The sequence below is a fragment of the Microbacterium oxydans genome (assembly GCF_000956405.1).
Taxonomy (GTDB): domain Bacteria; phylum Actinomycetota; class Actinomycetes; order Actinomycetales; family Microbacteriaceae; genus Microbacterium; species Microbacterium oxydans_C.
Window position 1 is genome coordinate 146,051 of the sequence record NZ_JYIV01000026.1, and the last position, 14,904, is coordinate 160,954.

The 14,904-nt window shown below is 69.2% G+C and carries 12 protein-coding genes; 5 read left to right on the top strand and 7 right to left on the bottom strand.

Annotated elements, in window-relative coordinates; all coding sequences use genetic code 11:
- Positions 1-20 precede the first annotated feature (20 nt).
- Complete coding sequence (locus RN51_RS10240; RefSeq protein ID WP_045263932.1) at positions 21-278, bottom strand: hypothetical protein; 258 nt, start codon at positions 276-278, stop codon at positions 21-23.
- A 195-nt stretch (positions 279-473) separates the two neighbouring features.
- On the opposite strand from RN51_RS10240, the gene RN51_RS10245 reads away from it, so the two are divergent.
- Positions 474-2,066: an FGGY-family carbohydrate kinase gene (locus RN51_RS10245; protein ID WP_082066547.1), complete on the top strand. Its 1,593-nt coding sequence runs from the start codon at positions 474-476 to the stop codon at positions 2,064-2,066.
- A complete protein-coding gene (locus RN51_RS10250) occupies positions 2,063-3,697 on the top strand; it encodes a fucose isomerase (protein ID WP_045263933.1) in 1,635 nt (544 codons plus the stop codon). Before RN51_RS10245 ends, RN51_RS10250 begins: the two co-directional genes overlap by 4 nt.
- A gap of 14 nt (positions 3,698-3,711) precedes the next feature.
- Here RN51_RS10250 and RN51_RS10255 read toward each other — a convergent pair whose 3' ends face one another.
- Positions 3,712-3,990 carry a hypothetical protein gene (locus RN51_RS10255; protein ID WP_045263934.1) on the bottom strand — a complete coding sequence of 93 codons (279 nt, stop codon included), beginning with the start codon at positions 3,988-3,990 and terminating at the stop codon, positions 3,712-3,714.
- A 235-nt stretch (positions 3,991-4,225) separates the two neighbouring features.
- Between RN51_RS10255 and RN51_RS10260 the strand changes: the two genes are divergently transcribed.
- Together RN51_RS10260 and RN51_RS10265 are read left to right on the top strand one after the other, a co-directional pair.
- Positions 4,226-5,053 (top strand): hypothetical protein, encoded by an 828-nt coding sequence (locus tag RN51_RS10260; RefSeq protein ID WP_045263935.1) that lies wholly within the window; start codon positions 4,226-4,228, stop codon positions 5,051-5,053.
- Positions 5,050-5,919: an alpha/beta fold hydrolase gene (locus tag RN51_RS10265; protein ID WP_156149159.1), complete on the top strand. Its 870-nt coding sequence runs from the start codon at positions 5,050-5,052 to the stop codon at positions 5,917-5,919. Before RN51_RS10260 ends, RN51_RS10265 begins: the two co-directional genes overlap by 4 nt.
- Here the strand turns inward: RN51_RS10265 and RN51_RS18015 are convergent.
- Together RN51_RS18015 and RN51_RS10275 are read right to left on the bottom strand one after the other, a co-directional pair.
- Positions 5,916-6,749, bottom strand: coding sequence for a helix-turn-helix transcriptional regulator (locus tag RN51_RS18015; protein WP_052674675.1), 834 nt, complete (start codon positions 6,747-6,749; stop codon positions 5,916-5,918). The genes RN51_RS10265 and RN51_RS18015 overlap by 4 nt on opposite strands.
- A gap of 40 nt (positions 6,750-6,789) precedes the next feature.
- Positions 6,790-8,691 carry a heavy metal translocating P-type ATPase gene (locus tag RN51_RS10275; protein ID WP_045263936.1) on the bottom strand — a complete coding sequence of 634 codons (1,902 nt, stop codon included), beginning with the start codon at positions 8,689-8,691 and terminating at the stop codon, positions 6,790-6,792.
- Positions 8,692-8,857: 166 nt separating this feature from the next.
- Between RN51_RS10275 and RN51_RS10280 the strand changes: the two genes are divergently transcribed.
- Positions 8,858-9,787, top strand: coding sequence for an endo-beta-N-acetylglucosaminidase H (locus tag RN51_RS10280; RefSeq protein WP_231579275.1), 930 nt, complete (start codon positions 8,858-8,860; stop codon positions 9,785-9,787).
- A gap of 16 nt (positions 9,788-9,803) precedes the next feature.
- Here RN51_RS10280 and RN51_RS10285 read toward each other — a convergent pair whose 3' ends face one another.
- The 3 genes from RN51_RS10285 to RN51_RS10295 are packed head-to-tail and all read right to left on the bottom strand — an operon-like array spanning position 9,804 to position 14,892.
- Positions 9,804-13,079, bottom strand: coding sequence for a GH92 family glycosyl hydrolase (locus RN51_RS10285; RefSeq protein ID WP_045263938.1), 3,276 nt, complete (start codon positions 13,077-13,079; stop codon positions 9,804-9,806).
- Positions 13,076-14,008, bottom strand: a complete 933-nt coding sequence (locus tag RN51_RS10290) for a carbohydrate ABC transporter permease (RefSeq protein WP_197073229.1) — start codon at positions 14,006-14,008, stop codon at positions 13,076-13,078. Before RN51_RS10290 ends, RN51_RS10285 begins: the two co-directional genes overlap by 4 nt.
- On the bottom strand, positions 14,005-14,892 hold the full coding sequence (locus RN51_RS10295) for a carbohydrate ABC transporter permease (RefSeq protein ID WP_045263939.1): 888 nt from the start codon (positions 14,890-14,892) through the stop codon (positions 14,005-14,007). The genes RN51_RS10290 and RN51_RS10295 overlap by 4 nt, the downstream gene beginning before the upstream one ends.
- Positions 14,893-14,904 lie beyond the last annotated feature (12 nt).

The window sequence follows — 14,904 nt, forward strand, 5'->3', positions numbered from 1 at the left end:
GTGCACGGCGTCGGGCGGCTTCACTGCGAGCGCCAGAACCGTGTAGCGAGGTTCGCCACCTCTTTGTCGAGACTGTCGACCTTGTGCTCGAGGGCATCGATGCGGCCGGTCAGTCGCCCCTCGAGGCTCTCCAGCTGTCCGCTCAGCTCTCCGCGCAGCCCACCGATCTCGGCACGGATCACCCGGCTGAACTGCATCGTCATGAGCGTCATGCCGCCGAGCATCATGGTCGTGAACACGCCGATCAGCGTCCATACCTGCGGGTCGTCCAAGCGCATGCCTCCAGCCTGTTTCGGGGTGCCCAGATTGTCACGGTATTCCGGTGCGGAACCTCGCCATGGCCGCATCATGTGGGGAGATCTCGATGATGCATGCCTTGTGCAGAAGTGTTTGCACCTTGCGACGTGAAATCGATTTCGCGTACAGTGTGGATCAGTTCGGGACTCCGTCGTCCCGGGTATGAGGAGGACTCCATGCGCTGCACCCTCGGCGTGGACATCGGCACGTCCAGCAGCAAGGGCGTCCTGGTCGGCGCGGACGGCGAGATCCTGGCATCGGCGACCAGAGCACACGAGGTGCAACGGCCCCGCACCGGTTGGGTCGAGATGGATGCGGCGATCTGGTGGGACGAGTTCGTCGCGATCGCGCGGGAACTGCTCGACGTCGTCCCCGACGCCGAGATCGTCGGTGTGGGAGTCAGCGGGATGGGGCCGTGCATCCTGCTCGCCGACGAAGACGACCGACCGGTGCGTTCCGCGATCCTGTACGGCGTCGACACCCGCGCGACCGCGCAGATCGAGCAGCTCACCCAGGATCTCGGCGTGGAGGAGATCACCCGCGTCGGCGGATCGACGCTGACCTCGCAGGCGGGCGGCCCCAAGATCGTCTGGATCGGAGACGAGGAGCCGGAGGCACGCGCGCGGGCCCGACGTCTGTACATGCCCGCCTCCTGGCTCGTGCGCAAGCTCACCGGCGTCTACGTGCTCGATCACCAGTCCGCCAGTCAGGTCTCGCCCCTCTACGACATCGAGGGCGAGCGCTGGCATGACCCGTGGTGGGCGCGGTACGCGAGCGGCATCCAGCAGCCGCCGCTTCGGTGGGCGGGCGAGATCGCTGGAGAGATCACGGGCGACGCGGCGGCTGTCACCGGGATCCCCGCCGGCACGCCGGTGATCGCGGGCACGATCGACGCCTGGACCGAGGCCGTCAGCGTCGGCGCACACGAGGTCGGCGACCTGATGCTGATGTACGGCACCACGATGTTCATGGTCTTCACGAACGGTGCGGAGACGCTGCGGACGCCGTCGATGTGGACCACGGCCGGAGCCTTCGCCGGCACCCGCAACCTCGCCGGAGGGCTGTCCACCTCCGGAGCGCTGACGGCGTGGCTCACGGGACTCACCGGCGCCGACTACCCCGAACTGCTCGCCGAGGCCGCGGCCTCCGGCGCAGGAGCCCGCGGCCTGCTCATGCTGCCCTACTTCGCGGGCGAGCGGACTCCGATCCAGGATCCGGACGCGCGAGGGGTGATCGCCGGGCTCACGCTCGAGCACACTCGCGGAGATCTCTACCGTGCCGCGCTCGAAGCCACGGCACTCGGTGTGCGACACAACATCGAGACCATGCGCGCCGCCGGAGCCGACATCCGCCGCATCGTCGCGGTCGGCGGTGGCACGCAGGGACGGCTGTGGCTGCAGATCGTCTCCGATGCCACCGGCCTCACTCAGGAGGTGCCGGCGACGACGATCGGGGCGAGCTACGGTGCCGCGTTCCTCGCCGCCACCGCGACCGCCGAGACGGGCGATACTCCGTCCATCAGTGACTGGAACCCGACCTCGGAGCTCATCAGCGCCGACGGCGAGCTGCGATCGCTCTACGACACCCTGTTCGACCGCTATGTGCGGCTGTACGAGGGATCGAGATCCGTCGTCCACGAACTCGCCGCCGCGCAGCGTGGCACCCCCTCGACCCGCGCGACCCCGACGATCCCGAACCCGACTCCGAACCCGACTCCCCCGAACCCGACCACCACGAACCCGACTCCCACTGCCACGGAGGCACCATGACCACCTACACCCTGCCGACGACGGCACCTCTCCCGACGACCGCGCCGAAGACCGCGTACCTCATCACGTCCGGAGATCTGCGCGAGTCGGCGAACGTGGCCGGGTGGCCGACCCAGGTCGAGCTGGAGACGGGCGTCACCGGAGTGCTGAACGCCCTCGGGTGGAACGTCATCCGCCCCTTCGGCGTCGACCCCGAGACCGGGCACGGCTTCATCTCGAGCCAGCGCATGGGCCTCGAGGTCTTCACGCGCATCCCCGTCGACGCGCCGCTGATCGTCGCGATCGCCAACTGGCAGTACTCGCATCATGTGCTCGCCGGACTGCGAACGCACGAGGGGCCGATCCTCACCGTTGCGAACTTCGCCGGCGACTGGCCAGGCCTCGTCGGCCTCCTCGGGCTGAACGCGGGCCTGACCAAGATGGACAAGCCGTACGCGACCACGTGGTCGGTCGACTTCACCGACGACTGGTTCCGCGACGGCATCAGGGAGTGGACGGAGACCGGCGCCATCACCCACGACGCCTCCCACGTGCGACCGCTGCCCGCGCTGCCGGACAGCCCGGAGAAGCAGCTCGGAGAGGCGCTCGCCGCACAGCTGCGCTCCGAGAAAGCGATCATCGGGGTGTTCGATGAGGGCTGCATGGGCATGTACAACGCGATCTTCGACGACGAGCTGCTCAACCAGACCGGCATCTACAAGGAGCGCCTGTCGCAGTCGGCGCTGTACGCCGAGATGCTCGAGGTCACAGAGGAGGAGGCCGACGCTGCCTACGACTGGCTGATCGACGCGGGGATGACCTTCCGCTACGGCGAGGACGGCGCCACCGAGCTCACGCGTGAGCAGGTGCAGTGGCAGTTGAAGATGTACATCGCCGCGCTCCGCATCGCCGACGACTTCGGGCTCGACGCGGTCGGCATCCAGTACCAGCAGGGTCTGAAGGACCTGGTGCCGGCGTCGGACCTGGCCGAGGGCATCCTGAACTCCACCGAGCGCCCGCCGGTGACCTCGCGCGACGGCTCCCGCGTGCTGCATGAGGGACGGGCCTTCCCGCACTTCAACGAGGCCGACGAGGGTGTCGCCGTCGACGCGCTCGTGACCGACCGGGTGTGGCGCGCGATGGGGCTCGTGCCCGACAACACGCTGCACGACGTGCGCTGGGGAGAGGACCACGACGGACGGTTCGTCTGGGTGTACGAGATCTCCGGTTCGGTGCCGGCATCGCACCTCGGTGGCTGGCAGCACGCGGAGGGATGGCGGCAGGGCCACGTGTTCTTCCCCGCCGGCGGCGCCACGATCAACGGCGTCTCGAAGCCCGGTGAGGTCGTGCTCTCCCGGGTGTTCATCGCCGAGGGCATCCTTCAGGCCGACATCTTCCGGGCGTCGGTGGTCGAGCTGCCGGCGGAGGAGACCCAGCGGCGCAAGGATGCAACGAACCCGGAGTGGCCGATCGCCCACGTGGTGCTGCACGGTGTCTCGCGCGACCAGTTCATGGCGCGGCACAAGGCGAACCACGCGCAGCTCGTCTACGCGCCCGACGCCGAGACCGCCGACAAGGCCCTGATCGCGAAGGCCGCGATGTTCGACGGCATGGGGATCGCCGTCAACCTCGTGGGGGACGTGACGATCTGATCGGTCGCTGAACGCTACTGCGAGCGCCAGAAGCGGGTCGTGAGGTTCGTGAGTTCCTTGTCGAGGTCGTCGACCTTGGTCTCGATGCGGCCGAGTCGGGCGTCCAGCCCGTCGATGCGGGCCGAGAGCGTGCCTTCGACGCGGTCGACTCTCGCCGAGAGCGTGCCTTCGACGCGATCGACCTCGGCGCGGATCACCCGGCTGAGCTGCGTCGTCATCAGCGTCATGCCGCCTAGCATCACCGCTGCGAACACGCCGATCAGAGTCCATACCTGCGGGTCGTTCAAGCGCATGCCTCCAGTCTGATTCCGGAGGGCCAGGTTGTCACGGTATTCCGGTGGTGACGTGCTGTTTTCCCGCTGGCTGTGGAACGTGTGACGGTCCGAAGCATCGTGCAGAACAGGTCAGGAATCCGCTGCAGCCGAGCCTCCGCGACCAATGGCGTCGTCCGATGGACGAGAGTCGTGAACATGCACGCGAAGCGTCAGGCCATGGGCCGCGGCGACGCCGGCTTCGAACATGGAAGGCATGACACTTCACGAAGAGGAAGGGGCTCCGGTCGTCGTACTCGGAGCCACCGGCACGACGGGCTCGCAGGTGGCGGATCTGCTGGAGGCCGCGGACGTAGGGGTGCGACGCGCCTCCCGCCGTTCGCTGTGGCGGTTCGACTGGGGCGATCCGAGCACCTGGCCGTCGCTGTTCGACGGTGTCGGGGCGGTGTACGTGGTCCTCCCTGAGGATCCGATGGACCTCACCCCGTTCACACGGGTGCTCACCGACTCCGGAGTCGAGCGCGCCGTGGTGCTCACCGCACGGAACCCGGGGGTCAGCGGCGACGGCATCGCGTCCGGGGCGGAGGAGGTCTTCGGCGCCGCCGCGCTCGCTTCGACCTTCCTGCGCCCGTCATGGTTCGCGCAGGGCTTCACCACCGGTCTCTTCGCCGCGCAACTGGATGCGACGGGCGAGCTGCGACTGCCGGTGGGCGAGGGGAGGGAACCGTTCATCGATGCACGGGACATCTCCAGAGTCGCAGCGACGCTCCTGCGTTCGCAGACGCCGGGCCCGTCCCACGTCGAGCTCTCCGGCCCGCAGTCGCTCTCGTTCGCCGAAGCCGTCGAGACCGTCGGGCGGTGCACCGGGCGTGCCCTGACCTTCACCGACATCGGGGTCGACGAGTGGCGGGGCTCCGTCGCGCCCTACCTGAAGCCGCGGATCGTGGATGCCCTCGCCAACCTGTTCGACGCGATCCGTGCCGGGCGCGATGACTATCTCTCCGACGGCGTCCGCGGTGTGCTCGGCGAACAGCCGCGCTCCCTGGAGGCCGTGGTCGCCAAGGATCGTGCGGTGGCGCGGTGACCGGCGACGTGGCCAGCGGGCCCACCCCCCGAGGGGTCAACAGGCGGATGGTGCTGGGCGCGGCACTGGGGGTGACGGCCGCGGTCGCCGCCGGGGCGGGTGCGGCGGTCGTCCCGTCCGGCAGTGCTTCCGCCTCCCGTTCCCGCGCCGATCTCGTGCTCATCCACGGCGGATCGCACGGAGGCTGGGCCTGGCGGCGCGTCGTCGAGGAACTCGATCCTCGCCGGGGGCGGATACTCACGCCAACGCTGCCGGGAGTCGGCGACCGTGCACACCGTCTCTCGCCCGACATCCGCTTCCAGGACGGCGTGGACGACATCGTGGCGACGATCGACGCCGAGGAGCTGCGTGACGTGGTGCTCGTGGGGCACAGCATCGGTGGCGCCTACGTCTCCGCCGTCGCCGAGCGGATCTCCGATCGCCTCCGCGGCGCGGTGTACCTCGACGCCGTCGTCGTCGATCCCGGGGAACGGATCCTCGACGTGCTCACCCCCACCAGCCGGGCCGCGCTTCCGACCGTTGTCGCGCAGGCGGGTGAGGGGTACTACGTCCCCAAGCCGCAGGATCCGACGATGTTCGGGGTGACGCGTCGGAACGACGTCGAGTGGCTCGACCGCAGGCTCACCGCGCACCCGTGGAGCAGTTGGAGCGACGTCGTACCGCTCACCGGCACGATGCCCGATGTCCCCCTGCTGTACATCGACTGCACGGCCCTGCCGTTCGCCGATGTCGGCCCGTCGAAGGACCGGGTGCGTGCACGGCCGGAGCGATGGTCTGTCACGAAGCTCGCGGCGGGACACGACGCGCTCGTCACGGCCCCAGCCCACGTCGCGCGTCTGGTCCGGCGCTTCAGCGCGGGGGTCTAGCTTCGGATGCGGCTCGGCGCGGGATCCACGTAGTTGCGGGGACTCGCGCCGAAGCGGCGTTTGAACGCGGTGCTGAGCGCGAACTCGTCCGAATAGCCGAGCCGTTCCGCGACGTCTTTCAACGGCAGCTCGGGAGCGGCGTCGAGGAGTTCGAGCGCGTGCGCCATGCGCCATCGGGCGAGGTGCGACGACGGCGTCGAGCCGACGACCTCTCGGAAGAGTCTGGCGAACGCCGAGCGGGACATGTGGGCGTGCGCAGCCATGTCTGAGACCGTCCAGGCCGCCCCGAGTTCGCTGTGCACCGCCTCGAGTGTGGCCCCGATCGTCGGATGCGCGACGCCGCCGATCCAGCCCGGTGGTGTCGGTGCCGTGTCGATCCAGGCTGCGATCGCCGCGCACACTGCGACCTCGGTGAGCTTGCAGAGCAGGCTGTTGACGACAGGATCGCGCCTGCCCTCGGCCTGCAGCAGTGCGACCACGGATACCAGCAGCGGTGTGCGGTCGACCACGATCGTCCGGGGGAGCTCCTGCTCGAGGAGCGTGTAGACGTGTCCACGACTCTCGAACGCGATCGCCTCGACGCCGACGACAGTGTGCATCTCGGCACGGATCTCGCGGGTCAGGGTGATGGTGTCGCCCTCGGCCGGGCACACCACGGCGAGCTGGTCCGAGCGGACGAGGTGGTGTCGTCCGCCGGTGTCGATGCGAAGGTCGTCGCGCTCCGGGATGACGAGGAGCTGCGGGGGTGCGCCCTCACTGGCGACCGGCGATCGAGGGGCTTTCCAGCGCCGCGACGAGACCACTCTGATGCTCGAGAGGGCACGATCCACCGAACTCACTCGACCCCCTCGCTGCGCGGCGGACGCCCCGTCAGTCCATTCTCTCCCCGTGCCGGGGCGATGGCTCCTGGCTCGAGGCCGGGCGCAGCCCGCTGGGCGGTCCGCTGAGCGCCCGCAGTGCGTAGAGGATCGTCGCCAGGTCGACGAGCTCCTGCACGAGCGCGCCGACGACCGCCGGGATCACACCGGTCATCGCGACGATCATGAGTCCGACGCTCAACCCGATGCCGATCCAGATCGCGGTGAGCGCGACTCGGAGCGTGTGGCGGCCGATCGCGACGGCGTCGACGACCTTCGCGAGCGAGTCGACGAGGATCACGACGTCTGCGGCATCCCCGGCCGCAGTGGCGCCCTTCGCCCCCATCGCGATGCCGATGTCGGCGGCTGCCAGCACGGGCGCGTCGTTGACGCCGTCGCCCACCATGAGCACGGGGCGCGGCTGCATCTCGGCCGCGAGCCGCACCTTCTCTGGCGGCAGCAGCTCCGCATGGATCTCGTCGATGCCGAGCTGGCGTCCCACCGATTCCGCCGTCGAATCCACGTCGCCCGTGAGCATCGCCACGCGATCGACCTCGTGCAGCCGCAGCCAGGAGATCACGGCGGACGCCTCAGGCCGGGCGGCGTCCGCGAGCACGAGAACGCCGGCGAACCGCCCGTCCACCGCCACGTAGGCCGCGGCTTCTCCCGGTTCGAGCTGCGCCCGGACGGTGTCGGGTGCGAGCGAGGCGACGTAGGCGGGCTTCCCGACCACCACGGTGCGTCCGGAGATCGTCGCCGCGACCCCGTTGGTGGCGGTCTCGCTGGCTTCTCGAGCCGCGTGCAGGACGAGCCCGCGCGCATCGGCCGCGCGACGGATGCCATCGGCGAGCACGTGCGAGGAGTACTGCTCCGCGGATGCGGCCAGCTGCAGGATCTCGTCGGCGCCGAAGCCCGCGGCAGGACGGACCTCCACCAGTTCGGGGCGCCCCTGCGTGAGCGTCCCGGTCTTGTCGAACGCGGCCGAGCGCACCCGGGCGATCTGCTCGATCACGGCCCCGCTCTTCATGATCACCCCGGACTTCGCCGCCCGCGAGAGCCCGCCGAGGAATGCCACGGGTGCCGCGATGAGGAGGGGGCACGGCGTCGCCAGCACGAGCACCTCGGCGAAGCGCGTCGAGTCGCCGGAGATCGCCCAGGCCGTGCCGGCGAGCACGAGCGACACGGCGGTGAACGGGATGGCGAAGCGATCGGCGAGCCGGACGATCGGCGCGTGCGACGTCTCGGCGGAGTGCACCAGCGCGACGATCTGCTGGTATTGGCTGTCGGCGCCTGTGCGCAGCGCTCTGATGCGGACCGCGCGGCTTCCGTTGATCGCCCCGGACAGCACCTCCCCGCCCGCCTCGCGCGTGACCGGCATGCTCTCGCCCGTCAGCGAGGACTCGTCGAACGTCCCCGTGTCGGTCAGGAGCGTCGCATCCACCGGCACGATCTCGGAGGGGCGCACCAGCAGCACGTCGCCGACCGCGACATCGTCGATCGGCACGTCGCGGGCCTCGTCGGAATCGGGCGAGTCCGGGTGCACCAGCACATGGGCGATGCGCGGCGAGCGGTCCAGCAGGGCGGACAGATCCCGCTTGGCCCTGCGTCCGGCGAAGTCCTCGAGCGCCTCGCCGCCGGAGAGCATCAGCACGATGATCAGCGCGGCGATGTACTCGCCGACCGCCAGCGTGGCGACCATCGCGACGACCGCCAGAATGTCGAGCCCGACGTGTCCGTGCAGCACGTCGCGCACCATGCCGATCAGCGTCCACACCACGACGGCGGACACGTACACGGTGGCGATCCAGCGGCCGATCCCCGCTTCGTCCACCGCGTGCAACACCCCGACCGCGGCGAAGACGAGCACGGTGAGCGTGATCACGGGGTACCGCCACAGCGGTCGAAGTGCGCGCATGCGTCCAGCATCGCGGGAAAGCGATGTCGGCGCCAGTGCCCGTGCGACCCGGTGCTCGTGACCGTGATCCGGGCTCTTTCGGCCCGATCGCTTAAGCGATATAGTCGGCCGCGAGTCGCACCGACGCGGCTCGATCTGGACACGACGACGAAGGAGACGAACTGTCATGAGTCAGCCGAAAGCCAGGACCCACCGGTTCCGCAGAGCGATTGCAGCCACAGCGGCACTTGCGCTCGCGGGGATGGGGGCGGTCGCCGGATCGGCGGCGGCCGCTGCGGACGACACGACTGCCGAGCCGAAGCTCGCTGTCTACGTGGAAGTCAACTCGAACGATTTAGCCAATGTCGCGGACTACACGCTCGCCGACTCCGGTCGGCCGGCCGTCGATCTGGCGATGATCTTCGCCGCCAACATCAACTACGACGGCGAGAAGGCCTACCTGCACTTCAACGAGCGCGTCACCGAGACGCTCCAGGACGCGCAGAACCAGATCCGACCGCTGCAGGCCCGCGGCACCAAGGTGCTGCTGTCCGTGCTGGGGAATCATCAGGGCGCCGGGTTCGCGAACTTCACGTCGTTCGCGGCCGCAGACGCCTTCGCCGCCCAGCTCGCCGACGCGGTCACGACCTACGGCCTCGACGGCATCGACTTCGACGACGAGTGGACGAACTACGGCGCGAACGGCACGCCGCAGCCCAACGCGCAGTCCTTCGGGTGGCTCGCCTCGGCGCTGCGTGACCGCCTCGGCCCTGACAAGCTCATCACCCTGTACGCGATCGGGGAGACCTACACCGTGACCGACTTCACCCGGTTCGACGCCGCAGCGGTGATCGACCACGCCTGGAACCCCTACTACCCGTCCTACAACGCCCCCACGGTGCCGGGGCTCGAGGACAGGGCCCGGCTCGGCGCGGCCGCGATCGACCTGTCGAACGTGAGCTCCGCGACAGCCGCGGACTACGCCCGGCGCACGGTCTCCGACGGCTACGGCGTCTACGTGGCGTACAACCTCACCGCGACCGACCAGTCGGCTCTGCTCTCCGGGATCACGCAGGCGCTCAAGGGCGAGGCGACCGAGTACCGAGCGGCTCCGTGAGCGGCACGAGACCCGATCAGTCGAGATCGAAGAGCTCGATCTGACGGAGCGTGACCTCGGCCTCCGCCCGGACGCGGATCGCCGAGGTCACGACCCGTTCCGTGAACGTGAAGGGCGTCGTGCGGTCGGCCGGGAGATCGGAGACATGGGTCGTCGCGACGGTCTCCCACTCACCCGCGGCGTTCAGGTACTCCCACAGCAGCGCCGAGGGGGAGGCCTCTGAAGTCGCGGTCACCGTGATGTCGCTGACACCCTGCGGCGAGGGGAACCGCCATCCGACCCAGTCCCCGGCGTGCAGCGTGCTGCCCTGCCGGCTCCCGAGGTCGAGACCTGCGCCGTCGTCGAAGAGGTGCTCGGGGTGCGTGACCCTCGACGAGGCGAGCGGGCATCCGTCGAGCGAGGTCAGATCCTGATGCCAGGGGGCCGAGTGCCGTTGCGGACCAGCGAACTCCAGTGCCAGACGGGGATCGGTGCCGAACCGCAGCTCGAGGACGACGTCTCCGACGAGCGCGTCGATCGGCAGGTCGGCGGACGTCAGGCCCACGCCGTCGAGGCGCGCCTCCTCCAGCACGTGGGCCGAGGGTCCGGAGCGTCGCGACCGAATCCGCAGCGTCGAGCCGTCACCGCGATCCACACGGATGTCGTCGAACAGCGGCGACCCGATCCGGAGTCGTCCCGACGCGAGCTCCAGTGGATAGAGCCCGAGCGCGGCCCACAGCCACCATGCGCTCATCTCGCCGTTGTCCTCGTCGCCCGGGAACCCCTGACCGATGTGGGCGCCGGCGAACAGGCGCCCGGCGAGGTCATGCACGAGCGGTGCCGTCTGCCACGGGCGGTCGGAGAATGCGTACATGAAAGGGATGTGGTGGGCGGGTTGATTCGAGATCGCACACATCCCCGACCGCAGCGCGCGTGCCTCCCGCTGCTCGTGGATCACGGTGTCGTACGCACCGCCGAATCGCTCGTCCGCGGTCTCGGGTTCGGCGAAGAGCGCGTCGAGATGGCGGCCGAGGCGCGCGGGGCCGCCGTGGAGGTCGGCGAGTCCTGCGCCGTCGTGCACGGCTCCGACCGACATGCCCCAGGCGTTCGTCTCGACGTTGTCTCCGCCCCAGGAGCGCGGATCGAAGCTTCCCGCGAACTCGCCGAGAGCATCCCGCCCGCGGAAGAATCCCGTGGCCGGGTCGAACAGGGTGCGATACGACCGCGCTCGGTTCGCGAAGTACCGGGCGAAGGATCGATAGCGGGCGGCATCCGATGCGGACTCGCACTCGGCGGCGAGCTGCGCGGCGAAGTGGCCGAGCGCGGCATCGCTCACCGCGTTCTCGATGCTCCAGCTCATGCCCTCCGGTACGTCCGAGGAGATGTACCCGGTGAACCGACCCGTCGCGATCCCCTTGCGACCACGGCGTGCGTCGGGCCCCGGCTCGCAGGCGTTCCGCCACCCGCTCTCGAAAGCGGCCGCGCGGTCGAACCCGACGCCCCAGCGGGCGGCATCCGCGAAGATCTGGTCGCTGGAGGTGCCGACCATGCTGTCGACGTAGCCGGGAGCGCTCCATCTCGCCATCCAGCCGCCCCGACGGTACTGCTCGATCTGCCCGTCGAGCAGCTCTCCGGCGCGGGCGGGGTCGAGCAGGGCGAGTGCCGGCCACTCGGTGCGATAGGTGTCCCAGTAACCGTTGTTGACGACGAGCTCACCGTCGACGATCGGTGGTGTCTCGCCCGAGGGCCCCCGCGCGGCGAACACGTCGGCGAACCTCCAGACGGGCGCCTCCGCCGTCCCGACGTTCTCCGCCGCGCTGTTGGGATACAGATGCATACGGTGGAGGGCGGCAGCGATCCGGGAGCGGTGCTCCTCGTCGGCGAGCGAGCGATAGGGGAGCTCGCCCTCCGGCAGCCGGGGGATCGTCACGCGCGACAGCAGACGATTCCAGCGAGCTGCGGTCGCGTCGCGCAGCTGCTCGTAGGCGATCGACCATGGTGCTTCGATCTCCAGAGCATGTCTGGCCTGCTCGATGGAGAGGAAGGAGATGCCGATCCGTACCTCGAGAGAGCCCCGTCCGGAGACGTAGCCTGCGACGGCACCGCGTCCGTCACCGTGTCCGTCGCCGTGTCCGCCGTCGTCGAGTCGACCGTGCGCCGATGTCGGCCCTGCGCCACCGGCGTCAGGGGCGGGGTGCGACACGGTCCCCGCGAAGAAGCAGCGGGGAGCGTTGCCCCACTCCTCGGAGCCTTCGGGGATCCAGCCTTCGAACGCGCCGGCTTCCGTCCAGGCGAGGCACCCGTCATCGCTGAGCTGGTCGATGACGAAGCCGATGCGACCGCCGGCATCGGAGCTGCTGCACACGCGGAACGCGGCGGTGTGGTCGGTCGCCGTCGTCTCGACGTGCAGACCGTCGCCGAGCTCGGCCGCGTACTCGTGCGGTCGTGCGCGTTCGGTGCCCGGTGTGACCCACCGTCGTCGCCCGACACGACTCGATGTCGGGTCGCCGAGGAAAGGCATCAGCTGCAGCACGGAACGATCACCGATCCACGGACTCGGCTGATGCGAGAACTGCAGGGCTTCGAGTCGTCGCCCCTGCGGATCGTCGTGCACGAACGGGCGATACGGCCAGCGGGAGTCGGTGGCATCGGTGGCCGGAGTGACGAACGTGAATCCGTGCGGCACGGCCACCGCCGGGATGGTGTTGCCGCGCGAGAACCGGGGACCCGAGTGCGAGCCGCGCCGGGTGTCGACGCGCTCCACGGGTGCGAGGTCGGCCGGTGCCGGGACCCTCTCCTCGACCAGGAGCTGCACGAAGCCCGTGCAGCTCGCGGGGAGGTCCGCGGTATCCGCAGGCCGCGACGCAGACAGCGACGCGGTGCCGAGCACGACCTCGACCGCCCCGGTGCGACCTGCGAAGGGGGCGAGGGCGACGGTGTCGGCGTTCCACTGCTCCGGCAGACTCCACCGGGCATCGAACTGCGCCTGGGCGGTGACCGGGAAGTCGTAGCGGTCCCGTACGGCCGTTTCATCGCTCAACCGCGAGCCGTCGGCGAAGCGCACATCGACCGTCACAGCGAGTGCGGCGTGCGGTGCCAGGGTCGCCGTCGGCCCGTCCGCGTAGAACGCCCAGTGCAGCACGGTGTCCTGGGTGACCTCGAGCGCGGCGAGATCCGGTACGTCGAGCCGCTGCTCGCCGACGGACGGATCGAACGAGAAGGCGAAGACCGGAGCCCGGAGCACACCGCTGCGGGCGCGGGACGACGGGGGATCGGCTGGGCCGTCCGCCGGGATGAGGTGCACGGTGCTCACCCCTTGATCGCGCCTTCCTGCACTCCCTTGAAGAAGAACCGCTGCGTGAACGAGAACATGATCACGATGGGGACGAGCGCGATCATGGTGCCGGCGGCGATCAGGCGCGGATCGACCGAGAAGCTGCTGTTGAGGTACGCCATGCCGACCGTCAGCGTGTACTTCGCGGGATCGGAGAGCACGATCAGGGGCCAGAGGTAGTCGTCCCAGGCGCCGATGAAGGCGAAGATCGCGACCACGGAGACCATGCCGCGGATGTTCGGCCACACGATGTGGCGGATGCGCTGCCATGTGGTCGCGCCGTCGACGGTCGCCGCATCCAGCACATCCTTCGGGATCATGCGGCACGCGGTGGCGACCAGCAGCACGTTCATGGCGCTGATCGCTCCGGGCAGGAACACGCCCCACAGGGTGTCGGCGAGACCGAGCGCACGGATCGTGAGGAAGTTGCTCGTCACCGTCACCTCGCCCGGGAAGAGCAGCGTGGACAGCAGGATGCCCATCACGATCCACTTGCCGCGGAAGGTCATGCAGGCGAGTGCATAGCCGGCGAATGTGGCCAGGATCACGTTGCTGATCACGGTGCCGACCGAGACGAGCAGCGAGTGCCACGCATACAGGTACACGGGCACGACGTCGGCGACCCTGGTGTAGTTCTGCAGGGTCGGCTCGCGCGGGATCAGCTCCGGCGGGAAGGAGTAGATGTTCTCGGTCGCGCCCTTGAACGAGGTCGACAGCTGCCACACGAACGGTCCGATGACCAGGAAGAGCACGAGCACCAGCAGCGCGTATCGGCCGATCAGCCCGCCGAGAGTCGGCTTGCTGAAGTCGCCGGAGCCGCGGTGCCGGAAGATCCGCTCGCGCGCGGGAGCCGGAGCGTCCTGCGGCTTCTCGTCGCGTTCGGGCGCGGTGATCGTCTGAGCGGTCATGCGGGAGCCTTCGCCTTCTTCTCGCGGTTCATGAACGCGATCGCCGCGAGCGGTATGAGCGTCAGGAGGAACAGGGCGACGCTGATCGCGGAGGCGTAGCCGATGTTGCCGTTCAGACCGGAGCCGACCTGGCGGATGAGCATCACGAGCGACATGTCATAGCCGCCGGGGCCGCCGGTGCTCTTGGAGAGCACGTCGAGCTCGGCGAACACGCGCATGGCGGAGACGGCGATCAGCACCGCGATGAGGAGCATCGCGCCGCGGACCGAGGGGATCGTGACCGAGAGGAATCGGCGGAACGACCCGGCGCCGTCGAGCATCGCGGCCTCGTGCAGCTCCTTGCCGACGTTTCCGAGGGCGGCGAGGTACACGACCATGTAGTAGCCGAGTCCCTTCCATACCGTCAGCAGGATGGCGCACCCGAGCAGCAGCCACCGGTCGACGAGGAAGGGCATCGGCTTGTCGATCAGGCCGAGGAAGTCGAGGGTCTGGTTGATGATGCCGCGGCTGTCGAACAGCCAGGTCCAGATGAGGGCGACCACCACGACCGAGGCGATCACGGGGAAGTAGAACGTGGTGCGGAAGAACGAGATGCCCGGCAGCTTCTTCTGCACGAGCAGGGCGAGCAGCAGAGGCAGGATCGTGAGCAGCGGAACGCACACCACCACGTAGATGAGACATGTGGTGAGGGCGTTCCAGAACATCTCGTCGCCGAGCATGCGCTCGTAGTTCGCGCCGCCGACGAAGCCGGGGGTGCGCAACGGTCGGGCGTCGGTGAAGCTGAGGAAGACCGTGTTCAGGAAGGGCCAGAGCGCGAACACCAGCACCCAGATCACGGCGGGGGCGATGAGCAGCCACGGTGTGTACCACTTGTGGGATCTCATCGTCTTCCTCCG

Coding starts and splice junctions, on each gene's coding strand:
- RN51_RS10260 (WP_045263935.1), top strand. CDS start 4,226: ATGACACTTCACGAAGAGGAAGGGGCTCCGGTCGTCGTACTCGGAGCC.
- RN51_RS10295 (WP_045263939.1), bottom strand. CDS start 14,892: ATGAGATCCCACAAGTGGTACACACCGTGGCTGCTCATCGCCCCCGCC.
- RN51_RS10250 (WP_045263933.1), top strand. CDS start 2,063: ATGACCACCTACACCCTGCCGACGACGGCACCTCTCCCGACGACCGCG.
- RN51_RS10255 (WP_045263934.1), bottom strand. CDS start 3,990: ATGCGCTTGAACGACCCGCAGGTATGGACTCTGATCGGCGTGTTCGCA.
- RN51_RS10240 (WP_045263932.1), bottom strand. CDS start 278: ATGCGCTTGGACGACCCGCAGGTATGGACGCTGATCGGCGTGTTCACG.
- RN51_RS10275 (WP_045263936.1), bottom strand. CDS start 8,691: ATGCGCGCACTTCGACCGCTGTGGCGGTACCCCGTGATCACGCTCACC.
- RN51_RS10280 (WP_231579275.1), top strand. CDS start 8,858: ATGAGTCAGCCGAAAGCCAGGACCCACCGGTTCCGCAGAGCGATTGCA.
- RN51_RS10245 (WP_082066547.1), top strand. CDS start 474: ATGCGCTGCACCCTCGGCGTGGACATCGGCACGTCCAGCAGCAAGGGC.
- RN51_RS10290 (WP_197073229.1), bottom strand. CDS start 14,008: ATGACCGCTCAGACGATCACCGCGCCCGAACGCGACGAGAAGCCGCAG.